The sequence below is a fragment of the Mycobacterium sp. IS-1496 genome, assembly GCF_001499995.1.
Taxonomy (GTDB): domain Bacteria; phylum Actinomycetota; class Actinomycetes; order Mycobacteriales; family Mycobacteriaceae; genus Mycobacterium.
Window position 1 is genome coordinate 106,767 of sequence record NZ_LQIU01000075.1, and the last position, 15,801, is coordinate 122,567.

Here is a 15,801-nt window from a genome sequence, read left to right on the forward strand (position 1 = left end):
CGATGGACCTCGGACTGACCGACGCCACCGCGGTGGTGGTGGGGGGCGGTCGCGGTATGGGCCTGGCCACCGCCCGATGCCTCGCGGAGGACGGCGCGAAGATCGCGCTCATGGGCCGGTCGAAGGACGTGCTGGACTGTGCCGCGGCCGAACTGGCCGAGTGCGGCAGTGCCGACGCCGTCGGCATCGTCGTCGACATCGGTGAGCCCGAACAGGTCGAGCACGCGTTCGCCGAGGTGGCCGGTCGGTGGGGTGGCGCGCTCAACATCCTCGTCAACACCGTCGGTCCCGACGTCCGAGGGGATTTCGAATCGCTGTCCGACGACCAGTGGCGCGCGGCCGTCGAAAGCGGGGTCCTCGGGATGGTGCGGTGCGTACGCGCCGCGCTTCCGCTGCTGCGCAGGGCGTCGTGGGCCCGCATCGTGAACTTCTCGGCCCAGTCGACGCAGCGGCAGAGCGTCATCCTGCCCGCGTACACCGCCGCGAAAGCGATGGTGACCAGCGTGTCGAAGAACCTGTCGCTCACGCTCGCCCGGGACGAGATCCTGGTCAACGTCGTCTCGCCGGGCAGCATCGCCTCCGAGGCGCTCACCGGGTGGGCGGAGTCGGTCGGTGTCGACGGCGGTGACCCCTACCAATTGATGGAGGCGATCACCGAACACTTCGGCCATCCCGCACACCTGCCGAGGGCCGGTCTGCCGTCGGAGATCGGGCCGGTCGCGGCGTTCCTCGCGTCCCGGCGCAATTCGTACATGACCGGGGCGAACGTCAACGTGGACGGCGGCAGCGACTTCACCTGAGGGACAACGCCCTTGACCTGCCCCGACGTAGGGACCGCCGTTCTTGTGGAATGCGCTACCGATAGGTATACAGTATGAGTACCTAATGCGAGGTGCGCCGACCACGAGGAGCCGATGCGGTGACTGCTGGGGATGCCGACCCGGATGCCGTCCTCTACGACGTCAGGCCCAGCGGCGTCGCCGTCGTCACGCTGAACCGTCCCGAACGCCTCAACACCTGGGGAAGTGACATCTCGGCCGGGTTCTACGCCGCGATGGATCGCGCCGAGGCGGACCCGGCGGTGCGGGTGATCGTGCTCACCGGGAACGGTCGCGCGTTCTGCGCCGGAGCGCATCTGGGGTCGATGGCCACCATCGGCGACGCACTGGGCAACGGTCAGAACCATGACGTCAGCAAGATCGTCGGGGAGCGCCACCCGCATTTCCTCACCGCACTGCGCAAGCCGGTCATCGCGGCGGTCAACGGATCCTGCGTCGGCATCGGGCTGACCCACGCGTTGATGTGCGATGTCCGATTCGCCGCCGACGCTGCGAAGTTCGCGACGTCGTTCGCCCGCCGCGGTCTGATCGCCGAGTACGGGATCTCGTGGATCCTCCCGCGCCTCGTGGGGTTCGGCGCCGCGATGGACCTGTTGCTCAGCGGCCGGACCTTCTACGCCGACGAGGCAGCCCACCTCGGTCTGGTCAAGGAGGTCGTCGCACCCGGCGAGCTCATGGCGCGCGCGGTCGCGTACGCCGAGGACATCGCCGCGAACTGCTCGCCGGCGTCGCTGGCCGTCATCAAGGAACAGACCTATGGGGACGCCGAGCGCGACGTCGTCGACGCCAGTGCCCGGGCGGAGAAGTTGATGGGTGAATCGCTGCTGCGCCCCGACGTCATCGAGGGGATCGTGAGCTTCCTCGAGAAGCGGGCGCCGAGTTTTCCGATGTTGCAGGAGGGACCGCAATGACACTCGACTACAGGGCGATCGACGTCGACAACCACTACTACGAACCGCTCGACGCGTTCACGCGCCACCTGCCGAAGGAGTTCAAGCGCCGCGGCGTGCAGATGCTGACCGAGGGCAAGCGCACCTTCGCCGTCATGGGCGGCGTGGTCAACCACTTCATCCCCAACCCGACGTTCGACCCGATCATCGAGCCGGGCTGTCTCGATCTGCTGTTCCGCGGCGAGATCCCCGAGGGTGTGGACCCGGCGTCACTGATGAAGGTGGACCGGATGGCCGACCACCCCGAGTACCAGAACCGTGACGCGCGCGTGAAGATCCTCGACAAGCAGAACCTCGAGACGGTGTTCATGCTGCCCACCTTCGCCTGCGGTGTGGAGGAGGCGCTCAAACACGACATCGAGGCGACGATGGCGTCGGTGCACGCCTTCAACCTGTGGCTCGACGAGGACTGGGGGTTCGACCGCCCCGACCACCGGATCCTGTCCGCGCCCGTCATCTCCCTCGCGGATCCCGAGAAGGCCGTCGAGGAAGTGGAATTCGTCCTGAGCCGCGGCGCCAGGATCGTGTGCGTGCGGCCGGCGCCGGTGCCGGGGCTGGTCAAGCCGCGCTCACTGGGCGACCCGGTCCACGATCCGGTGTGGGCCCGGCTCGCCGAGGCCGGCGTCCCAGTGGTCTTCCACCTCTCCGACAGCGGGTACCTCGCGATCGCGGCGCTGTGGGGTGGGCAGGCCACGTTCGAGGGCTTCGGCAAGAAGGACCCACTGGACCAGGTGCTACTCGACGATCGGGCCATCCACGACTCGATGGCCTCGATGATCGTGCACCAGGTGTTCACCCGCCACCCCACGCTGAAGGTGGCGAGCATCGAGAACGGCTCCTACTTCGTGTACCGGCTGATCAAGCGGCTCAAGAAGTCCGCGAACACGGTGCCCTACCACTACAAGGAAGACCCGGTGGAGCAGCTCAAGAACAACGTCTGGATCGCGCCGTACTACGAGGACGACGTGAAACTGCTCGCCGAGACCATCGGTGTCGACAAGATCCTGTTCGGCTCGGACTGGCCGCACGGCGAAGGTCTCGCCGACCCGATGACCTTCACCGCCGACATCCCGCAGTTCCCGGAGTTCAGCGCCGAGGACACCCGAAAGGTGATGCGCGACAACGCCCTCACCCTCGTCGGCGCGCACGTCACCACGGCCTGACATGGGGGAGTGGACCATCGGCGGTGTCGTCGACGCCATCGCCGAAGCGATACCGGACCGGTTGATGACGGTCTGCGGCCAGCGCAGGAGCACCTACGCGCAGACCGCCGACCGCACTCGCCGACTCGCGAACTACCTGCTCGCCAACGGGATCGGCGCCCATCAGGAGCGTGCCGCGCTCGACGGGTGGGAGTGCGGACAGGACCGGGTCGCCCTGATCATGCACAACGACCTGTACCCGGACATCGTGATCGGCGCCCTCAAGGCGCGCGCCGTACCCGTCAACGTGAACTTCAACTACACCCCGCACGAGGTCGACGAACTGCTGGGCTACCTGCGCCCGCGCGCGGTCGTCTACCATCGCTCGCTCGGCGCCAAGTTCGCCGACGTGCTGCCCCGGGACGGGGTGGACGTGATGATCTCGATCGACGACGGCAGCGAAGTGCCCGAGCTGACCGGCGCGGTCCCACTGGAGGACGCGCTCGCCGGCGGTGAGGCGGACCAGCAGGTCACCCCGTCACCGGACGACGTGATGATGATCTGCACAGGCGGCACCACGGGCCGTCCCAAGGGCGTGATGTGGCGACAGTCCGACACCTACGTGGTGTCGATGAACGGGGCAGACCACGAGTCGGTTTCCGAGATCCACGACAAGGTCCAGCACGCGGGCCCGCCGTGGTTCGCGGTGTCCCCACTGATGCACGCCGCCGGCATGTGGACCGCGTTCGCCGCGTTGCTCAACGGCCAGACGGTGATCCTCTACGACAAACCCACCCTCGACCCGGCCGCGGTGCTGGCCACCGCCGAGCGGGAGAAGGTCGGCCTGATGACCATGGTCGGGGACGCGTACGCCGGGCCACTGATCGCCGAACTGCGCCGCCGCCACTACGATCTGTCCTCGCTGTTCGCGATCGGCACCGGCGGTGCGGCGACCAATCAGCGCCATCAGGACGCACTGCTCGAACTCCTCCCGCAGATCACGCTCATCAACGGATACGGGTCCTCGGAGACCGGCAACATGGCGTTCGGGCGCAGTTTGCGCGACGACCGGAAGGACACGTTCGAGCGTCGTGACGGCGTCGTGGTGCTCTCGGAGGACCGCAGCCGGTTCCTGCAGCCCGGCGATGACGAGATCGGTTGGGTGGCAAGGGAAGGGCGGATCCCGCTGGGATACTTCGACGACGCCGGCGCCACGCGGCGCACCTTCCCCCGGGTGGACGGACGCCGCGTCGTCATCTCGGGGGACCGGGCGGCGCTGGAGGCCGACGGCACCCTGCGCCTGTTCGGGCGGGACGCACTGGTGGTCAACACCGGCGGCGAGAAGGTGTTCGTCGAGGAGGTCGAAGAAGTGCTGCGCGCACAGAGCGGTGTGGCCGACGCCCTGGTGGTGGGCCGGGACAGCGAGCGCTGGGGGCAGGAGATCGTCGCGCTGATCGAGAAGCAGCCGGGTGTCGACCTCGAGCCCGGGGCGCTGCGCGAGGCGTGCACATCGGCCCTGGCCCGGTTCAAAGCCCCGAAAGAGTTCATCTTCGTCGACCGGGTGCGCCGGCTGGGTAACGGGAAAGCCGACTACCGATGGGCCAAGAGCCAGGTCGCACAACCGGATTCGATGACGGGCCGGCTGTGAGCCCGAAGGTCCTGGACTGCCTCGTCAACGTGCACTTCGGCGAGACGGCCAAGCAACCCGAGTTCATGCTCAAGGTCCGCGACGACTACTTCAAGGGCCCGCGGTCGCTCTATGACCAGGTCGAGTTGCCCGCGCTGCTCGACGAGATGGCCGAGCACGGTGTCGAGAAGGCCGTCCTGATGGACAACCTGGCCAAACCCTCGGTCACCGCACGCAAGTTCGTCGAGGAACGGCCCGACCGGTTCGCCCTCGCCGTCGGCGGGATCAACCTGCTCCGGCCGATGCCGTCGCTGCGTGAACTGCAGGCCGTGGCCACCGACCTACCCGTCGCGTATGCCGTTGTCGGGCCCAGCTTCTGGGGCGACGGCCTGTACCCACCCAGCGACGCCGTCTACTACCCGCTCTACACCAAGTGCGCCGAACTCGGTCTGCCGCTGTGCGTCAACACCGGACTGCCCGGCCCGCCGATCCCCGGCGAGGTGCAGAACCCCATCCACCTCGACCGGGTGTGCGTCCGTTTTCCCGAGTTGAAGCTCTGCATGATCCACGGCGCCGACCCGTGGTGGGACGTGGCGATCCGGCTGATGATCAAATACCGCAACCTGCGGTTGATGACCTCGGCGTGGTCCCCGAAACGCCTGCCCGACAGTCTGTTGCACTACATGCGCACCCGCGGCAAGGACAAGGTGATCTTCGCCTCCGACTGGCCGGTGCTGCGCCAGAGCCGCGTGGTACCCGAGGCGCTGGCGCTGGATCTCCCCCTCGACGTGCTCGAGAACTACCTGTACAACAACGCCCAGGAGTTCTTCTTCTCCGAACAGGAGCTGTGATGGACCGCTACGAACTGCGCAGACTCGACTACAGCCTCTCCGAGGACCACGTCGACCTGCAGTCCGCCTACCGGCAGTTCTTCAAGACGCACTGCCCGATCGAGACCGTGCGGGCCGCCGAAGCGTCCGGTTTCGACAAGAGCCTGTGGGAACGGTTGTGCGCCATGGGTGCGACCACGATGGCGCTGCCCGAGTCGGCCGGCGGTGACGGCGCGACGCTGGTCGATCTGACGCTGGTGGCCGAGGAGATCGGTCGCTCACTGGCACCCGTGCCGTGGATCGAGCACCTGGTGGCCGCCCGCCTGCTGGCCGCGCTCGACGGGATGGAATCCGGCGTCGTCGCCGGGGAGGAACTGGCCGCCATCGACCTGCGCCTCGAAGCAGCGCCGGGGCCGAGGTTGATCACCGGCGGATCGATCGCCGACCACATCATCGTGCGGGACGGCGACGAGGTCGTGCGGCTGGGCTTCGGCACCCGCCCGGGGCGCGTGGACAACATCGGCAAGCTCCCGATGGCGTGGGTGGATCCGGGCTCGGCCGACACCCGCACGGTCCTTGCCGCAGGCTCGGACGCGGTCGCCGCCTACGGCCGCGCGCTGATGGAATGGCGGCTGCTCACCGCGGCCGCGCTCGTCGGACTCGTCGAAGAGACCATGACCATCGCCGCGGAGTTCGCCAAGAACCGGTACACGCTCGGTGTGCCCATCTCGACGCTTCAGGGCATCTCGCACCCGCTGGCCAACATCGCGATCGTCGTGCAGGGCGGGCGCAACCTGGTACGGCGCGCCGCCTGGTTCCTCGACAACGAACCCGACGAACGTCCGGAACTCGCGCCGTCGGCGTTCGTGTTCATGGCAGAGGAGGCCGCCAAGGCCGCGACCATGGCCGTGCACGTTCAGGGTGGCCTCGGGGTGTCGGCGGAGGCGGCGGCCACGGCGTATCTCGTCCGCGCCCGCGGATGGCCGCTGGCCGGCGGCGATCCCGGGCTGGCCGCCCAACGCATCGCCGCGATCGTCGCCGAGCGTGAGAGCCGCGCAGGACGGAGCGAGTAGATGGATTTCTCCCGGGTCGAACTGTCCGACGAGGATGCGCGATTTCGTGACGAGGTGCGCGCCTTCCTGCGTGAGCACGTGACCGAGGAGGTGAAACGGCGCGACCGCGAGACCGGCGACAACTTCGACGAAGGCGTCCACCTGGCCCTCGGCGCGGCCGGATACCTCGAGCGCGAGTGGAAGCCGGAGGCCGACGGCGGCTTCAGCCGTGTCCGCAGGCGCATCTGGGAACAGGAGAAGCGCCGGTTCCACGTGCCGTGGGTGACGTGGGGGACGACGTCGATGGTGGCGCGCTCGGTGGACAGGTTCGCCACGCCCGAGGTCCGCGAAGAAGTCCTGCCGCGGGTGTTCAGCGGTCATGTGCGGTTGTGCCTCGGTTACACCGAACCCGAAGGCGGATCCGACATCGCGACCTGCAAGACCCGTGCGGTGCGGGAAGCGGATGGATCGACGTGGATCATCAACGGCTCGAAGATGTTCACCACGGGGGCGCACAACTGCCAGTACGTCTTCCTCATCACCAACACCGATCCGACGGCGCCCAAACACCGGAGCCTGACGATGTTCCTGGTGCCGCTCGACTCGCCGGGCATCGAGATCCAGGGCATCCGCACCGTCGACGGCGACCGCACCAACATCGTCTACTACAGCGACGTGCGGGTCGACGACCGCTACCGCCTCGGCGAGGTCAACGGCGGGTGGACCGTGCTGCGGGAACCGCTCAACGCCGAGCACGGTGCGGTGGCCGCGGCCGAGGACGGTCTGGCCGACGTGTCGATCATGATGCACCAGGCCGGGTTCATGGCCGACGCCCTCGACCGGATCGCCGGGAAGGTCTGCCTCCCCGACCCAGGTGGGCGCCGGCTCATCGACGACCAGTCGGTGGCTTTCCGACTGGGGCGCAGCGCGGCTCGGGTGGAGGCCGCACTGAGCGCCCCCAGCATCTTCGGCCGGGTCGCCATCGCGCAGACGATGCGCGACGTCTCACCGGACCTGATGGACATCCTCGGCGCCGCGTCGTCGCTGCCCATCGGGACCGACGGCGCGGCCGACGACGGCGGCGCCGAGTACGTGTACCGGTTCGCCCCGTTGGTGGGGATCTACGGCGGCACGCTGGAGGTGTTCCGAAACATGATCGCGCAGTACGCGCTCGGTCTCGGGAAGCCGAGATACGCGTCCTGACGCGCGGAGTCACGTCGACACGATCGTGGCCGCCGCCGTGCCGGGAGCCCCGTAGAGCTGGGCGAAACCGACCCGCGGCTCACCGGGTACCTGACGGTCACCGGCTTCGCCCCGCAATTGCCGCACCAACTCGTGGATCTGACGCAGACCGGACGCGCCGATCGGCTCACCGTTGGCGATCAGACCGCCATCGGTGTTGATCGGCAGCCGGCCGCCGATCTCGGTGGCCCCGTCGGCGAGCAGCTTCTCCTGCTCCCCGTCGGCGCAGAAACCACACTCGGCCATGTGGATGATCTCCGCCCCGGCATCGGTGTCCTGCAACTGGACGACGTCGACGTCGCCCGGGGCGATACCGGCCTTCTCGAACGCCGCCCTGGCGGCGTAGACGGTCGGCGCGACGTCCTCCTCGACGGGAGCGAACGTCGTGTTCACCTCGTACGCGCCGTAGCGCCGGGTGCGAACCTCCACCGCGCGCAGATAGACCGGTTTCGCCGTGTAGCGGTGGGCGAGGTCGGCGCGGCACATCACCACCGCGGCGGCGCCCTCGTCGGGCGCGCAGAACATGTACTGCGTGAGCGGATAGTTCAGCATCGTCGAATTGAGAATCTGCTCCTCCGGAATCGGCTTGCGCCGGAACGCATTCGGATTCAGTGCGCCGTTGCGGAAGTTCTTGGCGGCCACCTTCGCCAGCGTGGCGTGGGAGATCTGATGCTCGTAGAGGTAGCGGTTGGCCTTCATGCCGAAGAACTGCGTGGTCAGGTACTGGCCGTTCTCGGCGTACCACGACGGCATTCCGACCAGCGCCGGATCCTCGGTGAACGCACCCCGCGGATGCTTGTCCAGGCCGATCGCGATGCCGATGTCGTAGTCGCCGACACGAATTCCGTCTGCGCAGGCCTTCAACGCGCTCGCCGCGGTGGCGCAGGCGTTGAACACGTTGGTGAACGGGATGCCGGAGAGCCCGACCATGCCGACGATGGCGTCGGGGTTGGCGACCGTCCAGCTGCCTCCGGTGGCGAACTGGACGTCGGACCACGCCACTCCGGCGTCGTCGACGGCGGCGAAGATGGCGTCGACACCCATCTGCATCGCCGTCTTGCCTTCGAACCGGCCGAACGGGTGCAGGCCGACACCAATGATCGCGACGTCGTTCATGCCGGTGATGTTATATCAACTGTAACGCTTACGGTAAGCGCCGGAGCCGTGCGAGCGTGCGCAAAGTGCTGCCCGGCTACGGCGTGTCGATGAGCAGACACGAACGTTCGCGGAGAACGTGGGCGGCGGTTCAGGCGATTGCGCCCGAGTCCTTGAGCGCCTCGATGCGGTCCCAGTCCAGACCCAGCTCCATCAACACGATCTCGGTGTGTTCGGAGGCCTGCGGCGCGCGTGTGGTGACCAGCGGTTCGTGGTTGAACTGAACCGGCCCGCGCACCACCTTGAACGGGTCACCGCCGTCGGTTGCCTCAACCTCGACGACCATGTCGTTGGCGATGGCCTGCTCGTCGGTGCCGAGGTCGACCAGGCTCTGGAACGGCGCCCACTGACCCTTCATGGTCTTGAGGTGTTCACGCCAATAGTCGAACGGCTTGCTCCGGATCGACTCGGTGATGAGTTCGACTGCCGCCTCGGCATTCTGGATGAGCGGCATGACGTCGTTGAAGCGCGGATCGTCGGCCAGTTCGGCCAGGCCCAGATGTTCGAAGGCATCGCGGATGTAGCCGGTCGGGCTGACGATGCACAAGTTGATGGTGCCGCCGTCGGAGGTCAGGTAGTTCGCCATGAAGGGGTTGACCGACGTGGTGGTGCCCGGCATCAGCGAACGCATCGTCTCGCCGGTCTCCATCCCCTGGGTGACGCTGGCGCCCGCCGCCCACCAGGCGGTGCTGAGCAGGGATACGTCGAGTTCGACCGCCTCGCCGGTGCGTTCGCGGTGGAACAGCGCCGCGGAGATGCCGCCGGCGATGTTCATCCCGCCGATCGAATCGCCGAAGGCGGGAATGCCCTGGGGCAGCGCACCGCCGATCTCCTCGGGGGTCAGCGCGTGCCCGACCCCGCTGCGGGTCCAGAACGCGGTGCCGTCGAAACCGCCGACGTCCCGTTCGGGACCCTTGTCCCCGTAGGCGCTCCCGCGGGCGTAGATGATGTCCGGGTTGACCGCGCGGATGTGTTCGACGTCGAACTTGTTCTTCTGCCGCTGTGCCGGTAGGTAATTGGTCAGGAACACGTCGGCGGTCCTCGCGATCTCGTAGAGCACCTCCTGACCCTCCGGCGTCGACACGTCGATGCCGACACTGCGCTTACCGCGGTTGGGGTGCTCGATCAGCGGGTGCCGGTTCGGATCGAGCTGGAACCCGCCCATGTTGATGAACCCGCGCTGGGTGTCCCCGCGCACCGGGTGTTCGACCTTGATGACGTCGGCACCCCAGTCGGCGAGGATCGCACCCGCCGCAGGCACGAACGTGAACTGCGCGACCTCGAGGACACGTACGCCCTCCATCACCTTGATCACTGGATCTCCTGACGTCTCGACGGGGCAGACAGGCGCCGCGGTGCTGGGTTACCGTAATGGTTACAGTTACGCCACCAACACGATCCTATAGGAGGACCGGTGAGCGACGTCGTCGAGGACCGCACCGAGACGAGCGTCGACGTGGGTCAGCGGGCCGCCCGCAGGGCCGAACCGCGGATGCTGATCGACGGTGAACTGGTCGAGTCGTTCTCCGGCGCGCGGTTCGACAACCACAGCCCCGCGACGGGGCGGTTGCTGGGGGCCACCGCGGCCGGTACGGCCGAGGACATGGAGGCGGCGATCGCCGCCGCGCGGCGTGCCTTCGACGGCTCCGACTGGTCGGCCAATGGTGCGCTGCGCGCGCGCTGCCTGCATCAACTGCAGGAGGCCATCGAATCCGAACGCGAGGAACTGCGCGAGGAACTGGTCGCCGAGGTCGGCTGCCCGGTGATGTCGACCAGGGACGCCCAACTCGACTGGCCGCTGGCCGAAGCCCTGCGCTATCCCGCTGCGTTGGTCGACGACTTCGACTGGGCGCGAACGTTGTCCGGAGGTGGACTGTTCGGCGAGCGCAACGTGCGCACCGTCGTGAAGGAGCCGGTCGGGGTGGTCGCCGCGATCACCCCGTCGAACTATCCGATCGAGGTGATCCTCAACAAACTCGGCCCCGCGCTGGCCACCGGCAACACCGTTGTCCTGAAACCGGATCCGCACACGCCGTGGAACGCCACCCGCCTCGGCCGGCTGATCGCCGAGCGCACCGACATCCCGCCCGGGGTGGTCAACGTCGTGCCGACGCCGTCCAACGAGGTGGCCGCCGTCCTCGGCGGGGACCCGCGCGTCGACATGGTGTCCTTCACCGGCTCCACGGCCGTGGGCAAGCAGTTGATGCGTCAGGGCGCGGAAACCCTGAAGCGGACGTTCCTCGAACTGGGCGGGAAGTCGGCGCTGATCGTGCTCGACGACGCCGAACCCGCGCGAATCCTGCCCGGCGCCATCGGCGTGCTCGCGCACGCGGGTCAGGCGTGTGCGATGACGACGCGGCTGATCATCCACGAATCGCTGCTCGAGCAGGCGGTCGGTGAGATCGCCGCGGCGTTCGAGGCGGTACCGGTCGGCGACCCGGCGTCGCCGTCGACCTTCGTCGGCCCGCTCATCAGCGCCCGCCAGCAGCGCAAGGTGCTCGACGCGTGCGCCCGGGCGCGCGCCGACGGTGCACAGATCGTCACCGGCGGCGGACTCGTCGGCAACCTGCCCGACCACCTCGCCGGCGGCCACTTCGTCGCACCGACGCTGATCACCGGCGTGGACAACAGCGCGCCGATCGCCCGGGAGGAGATCTTCGGTCCGGTGCTGGTGGTCATCCCGTTCGGTGACGACGACGAGGCGGTCCAGATCGCTAACGACAGCCCCTACGGTCTGGCCGGCGCGGTGGTGTCGTCCTCGATGGAGCGGGGTATGAGCATCGCCCACCGGGTGCGCACCGGATCGATCGGCGTCAACGGCGGCATGTTCTACGGCGCTGACGCGCCGTTCGGCGGATACAAGAACAGCGGTATCGGAAGGCAGTGCGGGATCGAGGGTTTCGAGCAGTACCTGGAGACGAAGACCATCGCCCATCGGCTGCCGCGGGCGCGCGGCTAGGGTTCGGCGGGCCGGAACGTCACCGGTATCGCGGTCGGTGAGCGGAATGGCTGGCCGAAGATGTGCGGGTCGTCATCGGTGACCAGCCGCAGATCGGTTACCCGCTCGAGCAGGCATTCCAGGGCGACCCGGGTCTCCATGCGTGCCAGGTGGAGCCCGAGACAGGTGTGCGCGCCGGCGGCGAACGAGATGTGGGGCGTGCGGTCGCGGAAGATGTCGAACTGCCCGGCGCGGTCCCAGCGCGTCTCGTCGCGGTTCGCCGAACCGATGCACGCGTCGACCACGGTGTTCTTCGGAACGGCCACGCCGGCGAGTTCGGTGTCGACGGTGGTGAACCGCTGCACCGTGGTCAGCGGTGTCTCGTAGCGCAGGCCTTCCTCGATGGCCTGGGGGATCAGCCCACGATCGGCCTGCACCGCGGCGAACTGGTCGGGATGGGTGAGCAGGAGAAACAGCAGGTTGCCCGAGGACCGGAACGTCGTCTCCAGGCCCGCGGGCAGCAGCAGGCGCAGAAACGAGTAGATCGCGTCGTCGCTGAGCCTCTCGCCGTCGATCTCGGCGGTGACGAGGTCGCCGATGATGTCGTCGGTCGGCTGCGACCGTCGCCGGTCGATCTGCTCGGCGAAGTAGATCTCGAGCGCCGCCGAGGCGTCGAACGCCCGTTGGTAGTTCACCGTGTAGCTGATCAACTCGACGGCACGCCGCCGGAACATCGGCAGGTCTTCCTCGGGCAGCCCGAGCAACCGTGCGATGACCCGGGTCGGGAATTCGAGGGTGAACTGGCGCGCCAGGTCAGCGGTACCGGCCTCGACGAATTCGTCGATGAGCGCGTTGACCACGGGCCGCACGATCGTCGGCTCCCACTGCGCCAGCGATCTCGGCTTGAACGCCGCCGAGACGAGGTTGCGGTGGTCGCGGTGTGTTCGGCCCTCCATCGCGAGGATGGTGGGACCGGTGAACAGCCCGATCGTCGTGTCGTAGAGGGCGGAACTGAACACCTTGGCCTCGCGGAAGACCCGATTGACCGCGTCGAAGGACATGGCGGCATACCCGTCTGCGGGGCGCAGCGACTCCGGCGTTTTGGAGTAGTCGATCACGGTGCCGCGGAACACGCCGCCCGCACAGCGCTTCTCGGCGAAGTGGGGATAGGGGTCACGCAGGTAGCCGTCAGGCTTCGCGGCGGTGATGCCGTCGTCCCGAATCGGAGGTCCCACGACGCCGACTTTACTGTAACCATTACAGTAGTGGTGCGTTTACCGTTACCCTTACCGCACGGTCAACGAGAATCGACTGGAGCACGGGATGACCACAGTCGCCGCACGGGTCGACAATGCCGGGGATCACGAACGGTTGCTCAGCGCACTGCACCGCCAGCGCAGCGCCTTCTTCACGGAGGGGCCGCCGACGGTCGCCCTGCGGCGTGACCGCATCGACCGGTTGACCGCGCTGATGCTCGACAACGCCGACGCCATCGTCGAGGCGATGGCGGCTGACTACGGGACGCGACCGAGACCGGGTGCCCTGTTCACCGAGATCATGGGGGCGCTGCCGGTCATCGAGCACACCAGGTCCCATGTGGCGACATGGATGCGGAGCACCACCTTGCTGCGCCCCGCGCGGTGGGCGGGACTGAGGGCCGAGGTCGAACCCGTCCCGGTCGGGGTGGTCGGGATCGTCGGACCGTGGAACTTTCCCGTCAACCTCGTCGTCCTGCCCGCCGTCGCGGCGTTCGCGGCGGGAAACCGGGTGATGATCAAGATGTCCGAGATCACCGCACACACCGCCGAACTGCTGAAGGTTCTGGCGCCGAGGTATTTCGACGACGCCGAACTCACCGTGGTCACAGGCGGGCCGGACACCGCGGCGGCGTTCGCGGCGCTGCCGTTCGACCACCTGTTCTTCACCGGCTCACCGACCGTCGGCGCGTCCGTGCAGCGCGCCGCCGCGGCCAACCTCGTCCCGGTCACGCTCGAACTCGGGGGTAAGAACCCGGTTGTGGTCGGGCCGCGGGCCGACCTTCGGCGCTCCGCCGTGCGAATCGCGCAGGGCCGCATGGTCAACGGCGGACAGGTGTGTGTCTGCCCCGACTACGTCCTGGTGGCCGATCACCTGGTCGACGCGTTCAGCGAGCTGGTTCTCGACACGTGGCGGCGGATGTTCCCGTCGATCGTCACCAACGACGACTACTGCTCGTCGGTCAACGACGCCAATTTCGCCCGTGTCGTCGGGCTGGTCGACGATGCGCGCGACGGCGGCGCGCGCGTGGACAGCGTTGTCCCACCGGGGGAATCGCTGCCGGACCGCGCATCCCGCAAGATCGCCCCCACGGTGATCCGGAACGTGGCGCCGACCATGCGCATCGCCTCCGAGGAGGTGTTCGGCCCGGTGTTGTCGGTGCTCGGATACTCCACCACCGACGAGGCCGTCGACCACATCACCAGCGGCCCCGCTCCGCTGGTGGCGTACTGGTTCGGCCCCGACGACCGGGATTTCCGCACCTTCGTGCGCCGGACCCGCAGCGGCGGTGTCGCCCGCAACGACTTCGCCGCACAGATGATCCCGTCGGGTGCACCGTTCGGCGGGGTGGGGCGCAGCGGGATGGGCGCCTACCACGGTAAGGCCGGGTTCGACACGTTCAGCCACCACCGGTCCGTCGTCGGTAGTGACCTGCCGTTCTCCATCACCGGGAGTGCCGCACCGCCGTTCGGGGCCGCCATGCGGCGCAGCACCGAGTTCCGGCTGCGGATGGCCCGCAACCGCACCCGTCGCCGGCTCCGGCGCAGCCAGGCGTAAAGGGAGACGATGACCCAGACCAAGCTCGTGTTCGACCCGTTCTCCGAGGATTTCTTCAATGGTCCGTACGACACGTATCGCCGGCTGCGGCAGGAAGCGCCGGTCTATCACAGCGACCAGTACGACTTCTACGCGCTGAGCCGGCATACGGATGTGGCCGCGGCCTTCAAGAACTTCGCGACGTACTCGTCGGCGCGCGGGGTGGACCTGGCCATGGTGCGCAACGAGGATCCACCGCCGCACAAGTCGATCATCATGATGGACCCGCCCGAACACCGCCACATGCGCAGCCTGCTCAACGAGGTGTTCACGCCCAGGGCGATCCAGTCGCTGCGGCCCATGGTCGAGGAGGTGATCGACGAGTGCCTGCGCACCGTGGACGCTGAATTCGACCTGGTTCAAGACTTCTCGGCGCTGTTCCCGATCGAGATCATCAGCCGGATGATCGGTGTGCCCGCCGAGCACCGCCAGCAGATGCGGCTGTGGGTCGACGACTTCCTGCACCGCGAACCCGGCGAGGTCGAGATGGGCGAGCGCGGAATCCAGGCCGGCACCGAGATGGCCGTCTACCTCTACCGGCTGACCAAGGACCGCCGCCACGATCTGGGCGACGACCTGCTGAGCAGGTTGATCACCGCCGAGATCGAGCGCGACAGTGGCGAACACGGTCCGCTCGACAACATCGAGATCACCCAGTTCGCGATGCTTCTCGCCGGTGCGGGCGCCGAGACCGTCACCAAGCTGATCGGGAACGCCGCCGTGGTCTTCGCGCGAAATCCGGACCAGTGGCGCGCACTGCTCGACGACCGCGACAAGGTTCCCGCCGCCGTCGAGGAGCTGCTGCGCTACGAAGCGCCCGCACAGTACAACGTGCGCTGTTCACTGGCCGACGTGGAGTTGCACGGAGTGACGATCCCGGCGGGGAAACCGGTGTTCCTGATCGGCGGGTCGGCCAACCGCGACCCCGACGCGTGGACGGATCCCGACACCTTCGACATCGACCGTGACCGCACCGAGGCCCAGAATCTCGGCTTCGGCTACGGCATCCACAGTTGCCTCGGCGCGGCACTCGCCCGGATGGAGAGCACCATCGCGCTCGAGCGCATGCTCGACTTCATGCCCGACTACGAGGTGGGCTGGAACGGCTGCCGACGGGTGAACATGCAGAACGTCGCGGGCTGGCAGAACGTGCCGGTCCGGGTGCTGCGCTGA

13 protein-coding genes are annotated in these 15,801 nt (G+C 67.9%); 10 read left to right on the forward strand and 3 right to left on the reverse strand.

Features of this window, described 5'->3' with window-relative positions; all coding sequences use genetic code 11:
- Window positions 1-2: 2 nt before the first annotated feature.
- The 7 genes from AU195_RS23975 to AU195_RS24005 all read left to right on the forward strand — a co-directional run bounded on the left by AU195_RS23975 (window position 3) and on the right by AU195_RS24005 (window position 7,643).
- The gene (locus tag AU195_RS23975) at window positions 3-800 is read left to right on the forward strand and encodes an SDR family NAD(P)-dependent oxidoreductase (protein ID WP_059161500.1); all 798 of its coding nucleotides are present in this window, start codon (window positions 3-5) and stop codon (window positions 798-800) included.
- A gap of 119 nt (window positions 801-919) precedes the next feature.
- Entirely contained in the window at window positions 920-1,750 is an 831-nt protein-coding gene (locus AU195_RS23980; RefSeq protein ID WP_059161501.1) for an enoyl-CoA hydratase, read from the forward strand.
- Window positions 1,747-2,952: an amidohydrolase family protein gene (locus AU195_RS23985; protein ID WP_059161502.1), complete on the forward strand. Its 1,206-nt coding sequence runs from the start codon at window positions 1,747-1,749 to the stop codon at window positions 2,950-2,952. Before AU195_RS23980 ends, AU195_RS23985 begins: the two co-directional genes overlap by 4 nt.
- A gap of 1 nt (window position 2,953) precedes the next feature.
- Window positions 2,954-4,579 (forward strand): acyl-CoA synthetase, encoded by a 1,626-nt coding sequence (locus AU195_RS23990; RefSeq protein ID WP_059161503.1) that lies wholly within the window; start codon window positions 2,954-2,956, stop codon window positions 4,577-4,579.
- Entirely contained in the window at window positions 4,576-5,409 is an 834-nt protein-coding gene (locus AU195_RS23995) for an amidohydrolase family protein (RefSeq protein ID WP_059161504.1), read from the forward strand. Before AU195_RS23990 ends, AU195_RS23995 begins: the two co-directional genes overlap by 4 nt.
- The gene (locus AU195_RS24000) at window positions 5,409-6,461 is read left to right on the forward strand and encodes an acyl-CoA dehydrogenase family protein (protein ID WP_059161505.1); all 1,053 of its coding nucleotides are present in this window, start codon (window positions 5,409-5,411) and stop codon (window positions 6,459-6,461) included. Before AU195_RS23995 ends, AU195_RS24000 begins: the two co-directional genes overlap by 1 nt.
- A complete protein-coding gene (locus tag AU195_RS24005) occupies window positions 6,462-7,643 on the forward strand; it encodes an acyl-CoA dehydrogenase family protein (RefSeq protein ID WP_059161506.1) in 1,182 nt (393 codons plus the stop codon).
- A 9-nt stretch (window positions 7,644-7,652) separates the two neighbouring features.
- Here AU195_RS24005 and AU195_RS24010 read toward each other — a convergent pair whose 3' ends face one another.
- Together AU195_RS24010 and AU195_RS24015 are read right to left on the reverse strand one after the other, a co-directional pair.
- A complete protein-coding gene (locus AU195_RS24010) occupies window positions 7,653-8,798 on the reverse strand; it encodes a thiolase family protein (protein WP_059161507.1) in 1,146 nt (381 codons plus the stop codon).
- A 130-nt stretch (window positions 8,799-8,928) separates the two neighbouring features.
- Window positions 8,929-10,140, reverse strand: a complete 1,212-nt coding sequence (locus AU195_RS24015) for a CaiB/BaiF CoA transferase family protein (RefSeq protein WP_059161567.1) — start codon at window positions 10,138-10,140, stop codon at window positions 8,929-8,931.
- A 111-nt stretch (window positions 10,141-10,251) separates the two neighbouring features.
- Here AU195_RS24015 and AU195_RS24020 point away from each other — a divergent pair, with 111 nt between their 5' ends.
- Window positions 10,252-11,796: an aldehyde dehydrogenase family protein gene (locus tag AU195_RS24020; RefSeq protein ID WP_059161508.1), complete on the forward strand. Its 1,545-nt coding sequence runs from the start codon at window positions 10,252-10,254 to the stop codon at window positions 11,794-11,796.
- On the opposite strand, the gene AU195_RS24025 is transcribed toward AU195_RS24020, so the two are convergent.
- Window positions 11,793-13,010 carry a cytochrome P450 gene (locus AU195_RS24025; RefSeq protein ID WP_172800705.1) on the reverse strand — a complete coding sequence of 406 codons (1,218 nt, stop codon included), beginning with the start codon at window positions 13,008-13,010 and terminating at the stop codon, window positions 11,793-11,795. The two genes, AU195_RS24020 and AU195_RS24025, sit on opposite strands and share 4 nt — an antisense overlap.
- 88 nt (window positions 13,011-13,098) lie before the next feature.
- Between AU195_RS24025 and AU195_RS24030 the strand changes: the two genes are divergently transcribed.
- Both AU195_RS24030 and AU195_RS24035 read left to right on the forward strand, forming a co-directional pair.
- Entirely contained in the window at window positions 13,099-14,589 is a 1,491-nt protein-coding gene (locus AU195_RS24030) for an aldehyde dehydrogenase family protein (protein ID WP_059161509.1), read from the forward strand.
- Between the two features lie 9 nt (window positions 14,590-14,598).
- Window positions 14,599-15,801 (forward strand): cytochrome P450, encoded by a 1,203-nt coding sequence (locus tag AU195_RS24035; protein WP_059161510.1) that lies wholly within the window; start codon window positions 14,599-14,601, stop codon window positions 15,799-15,801.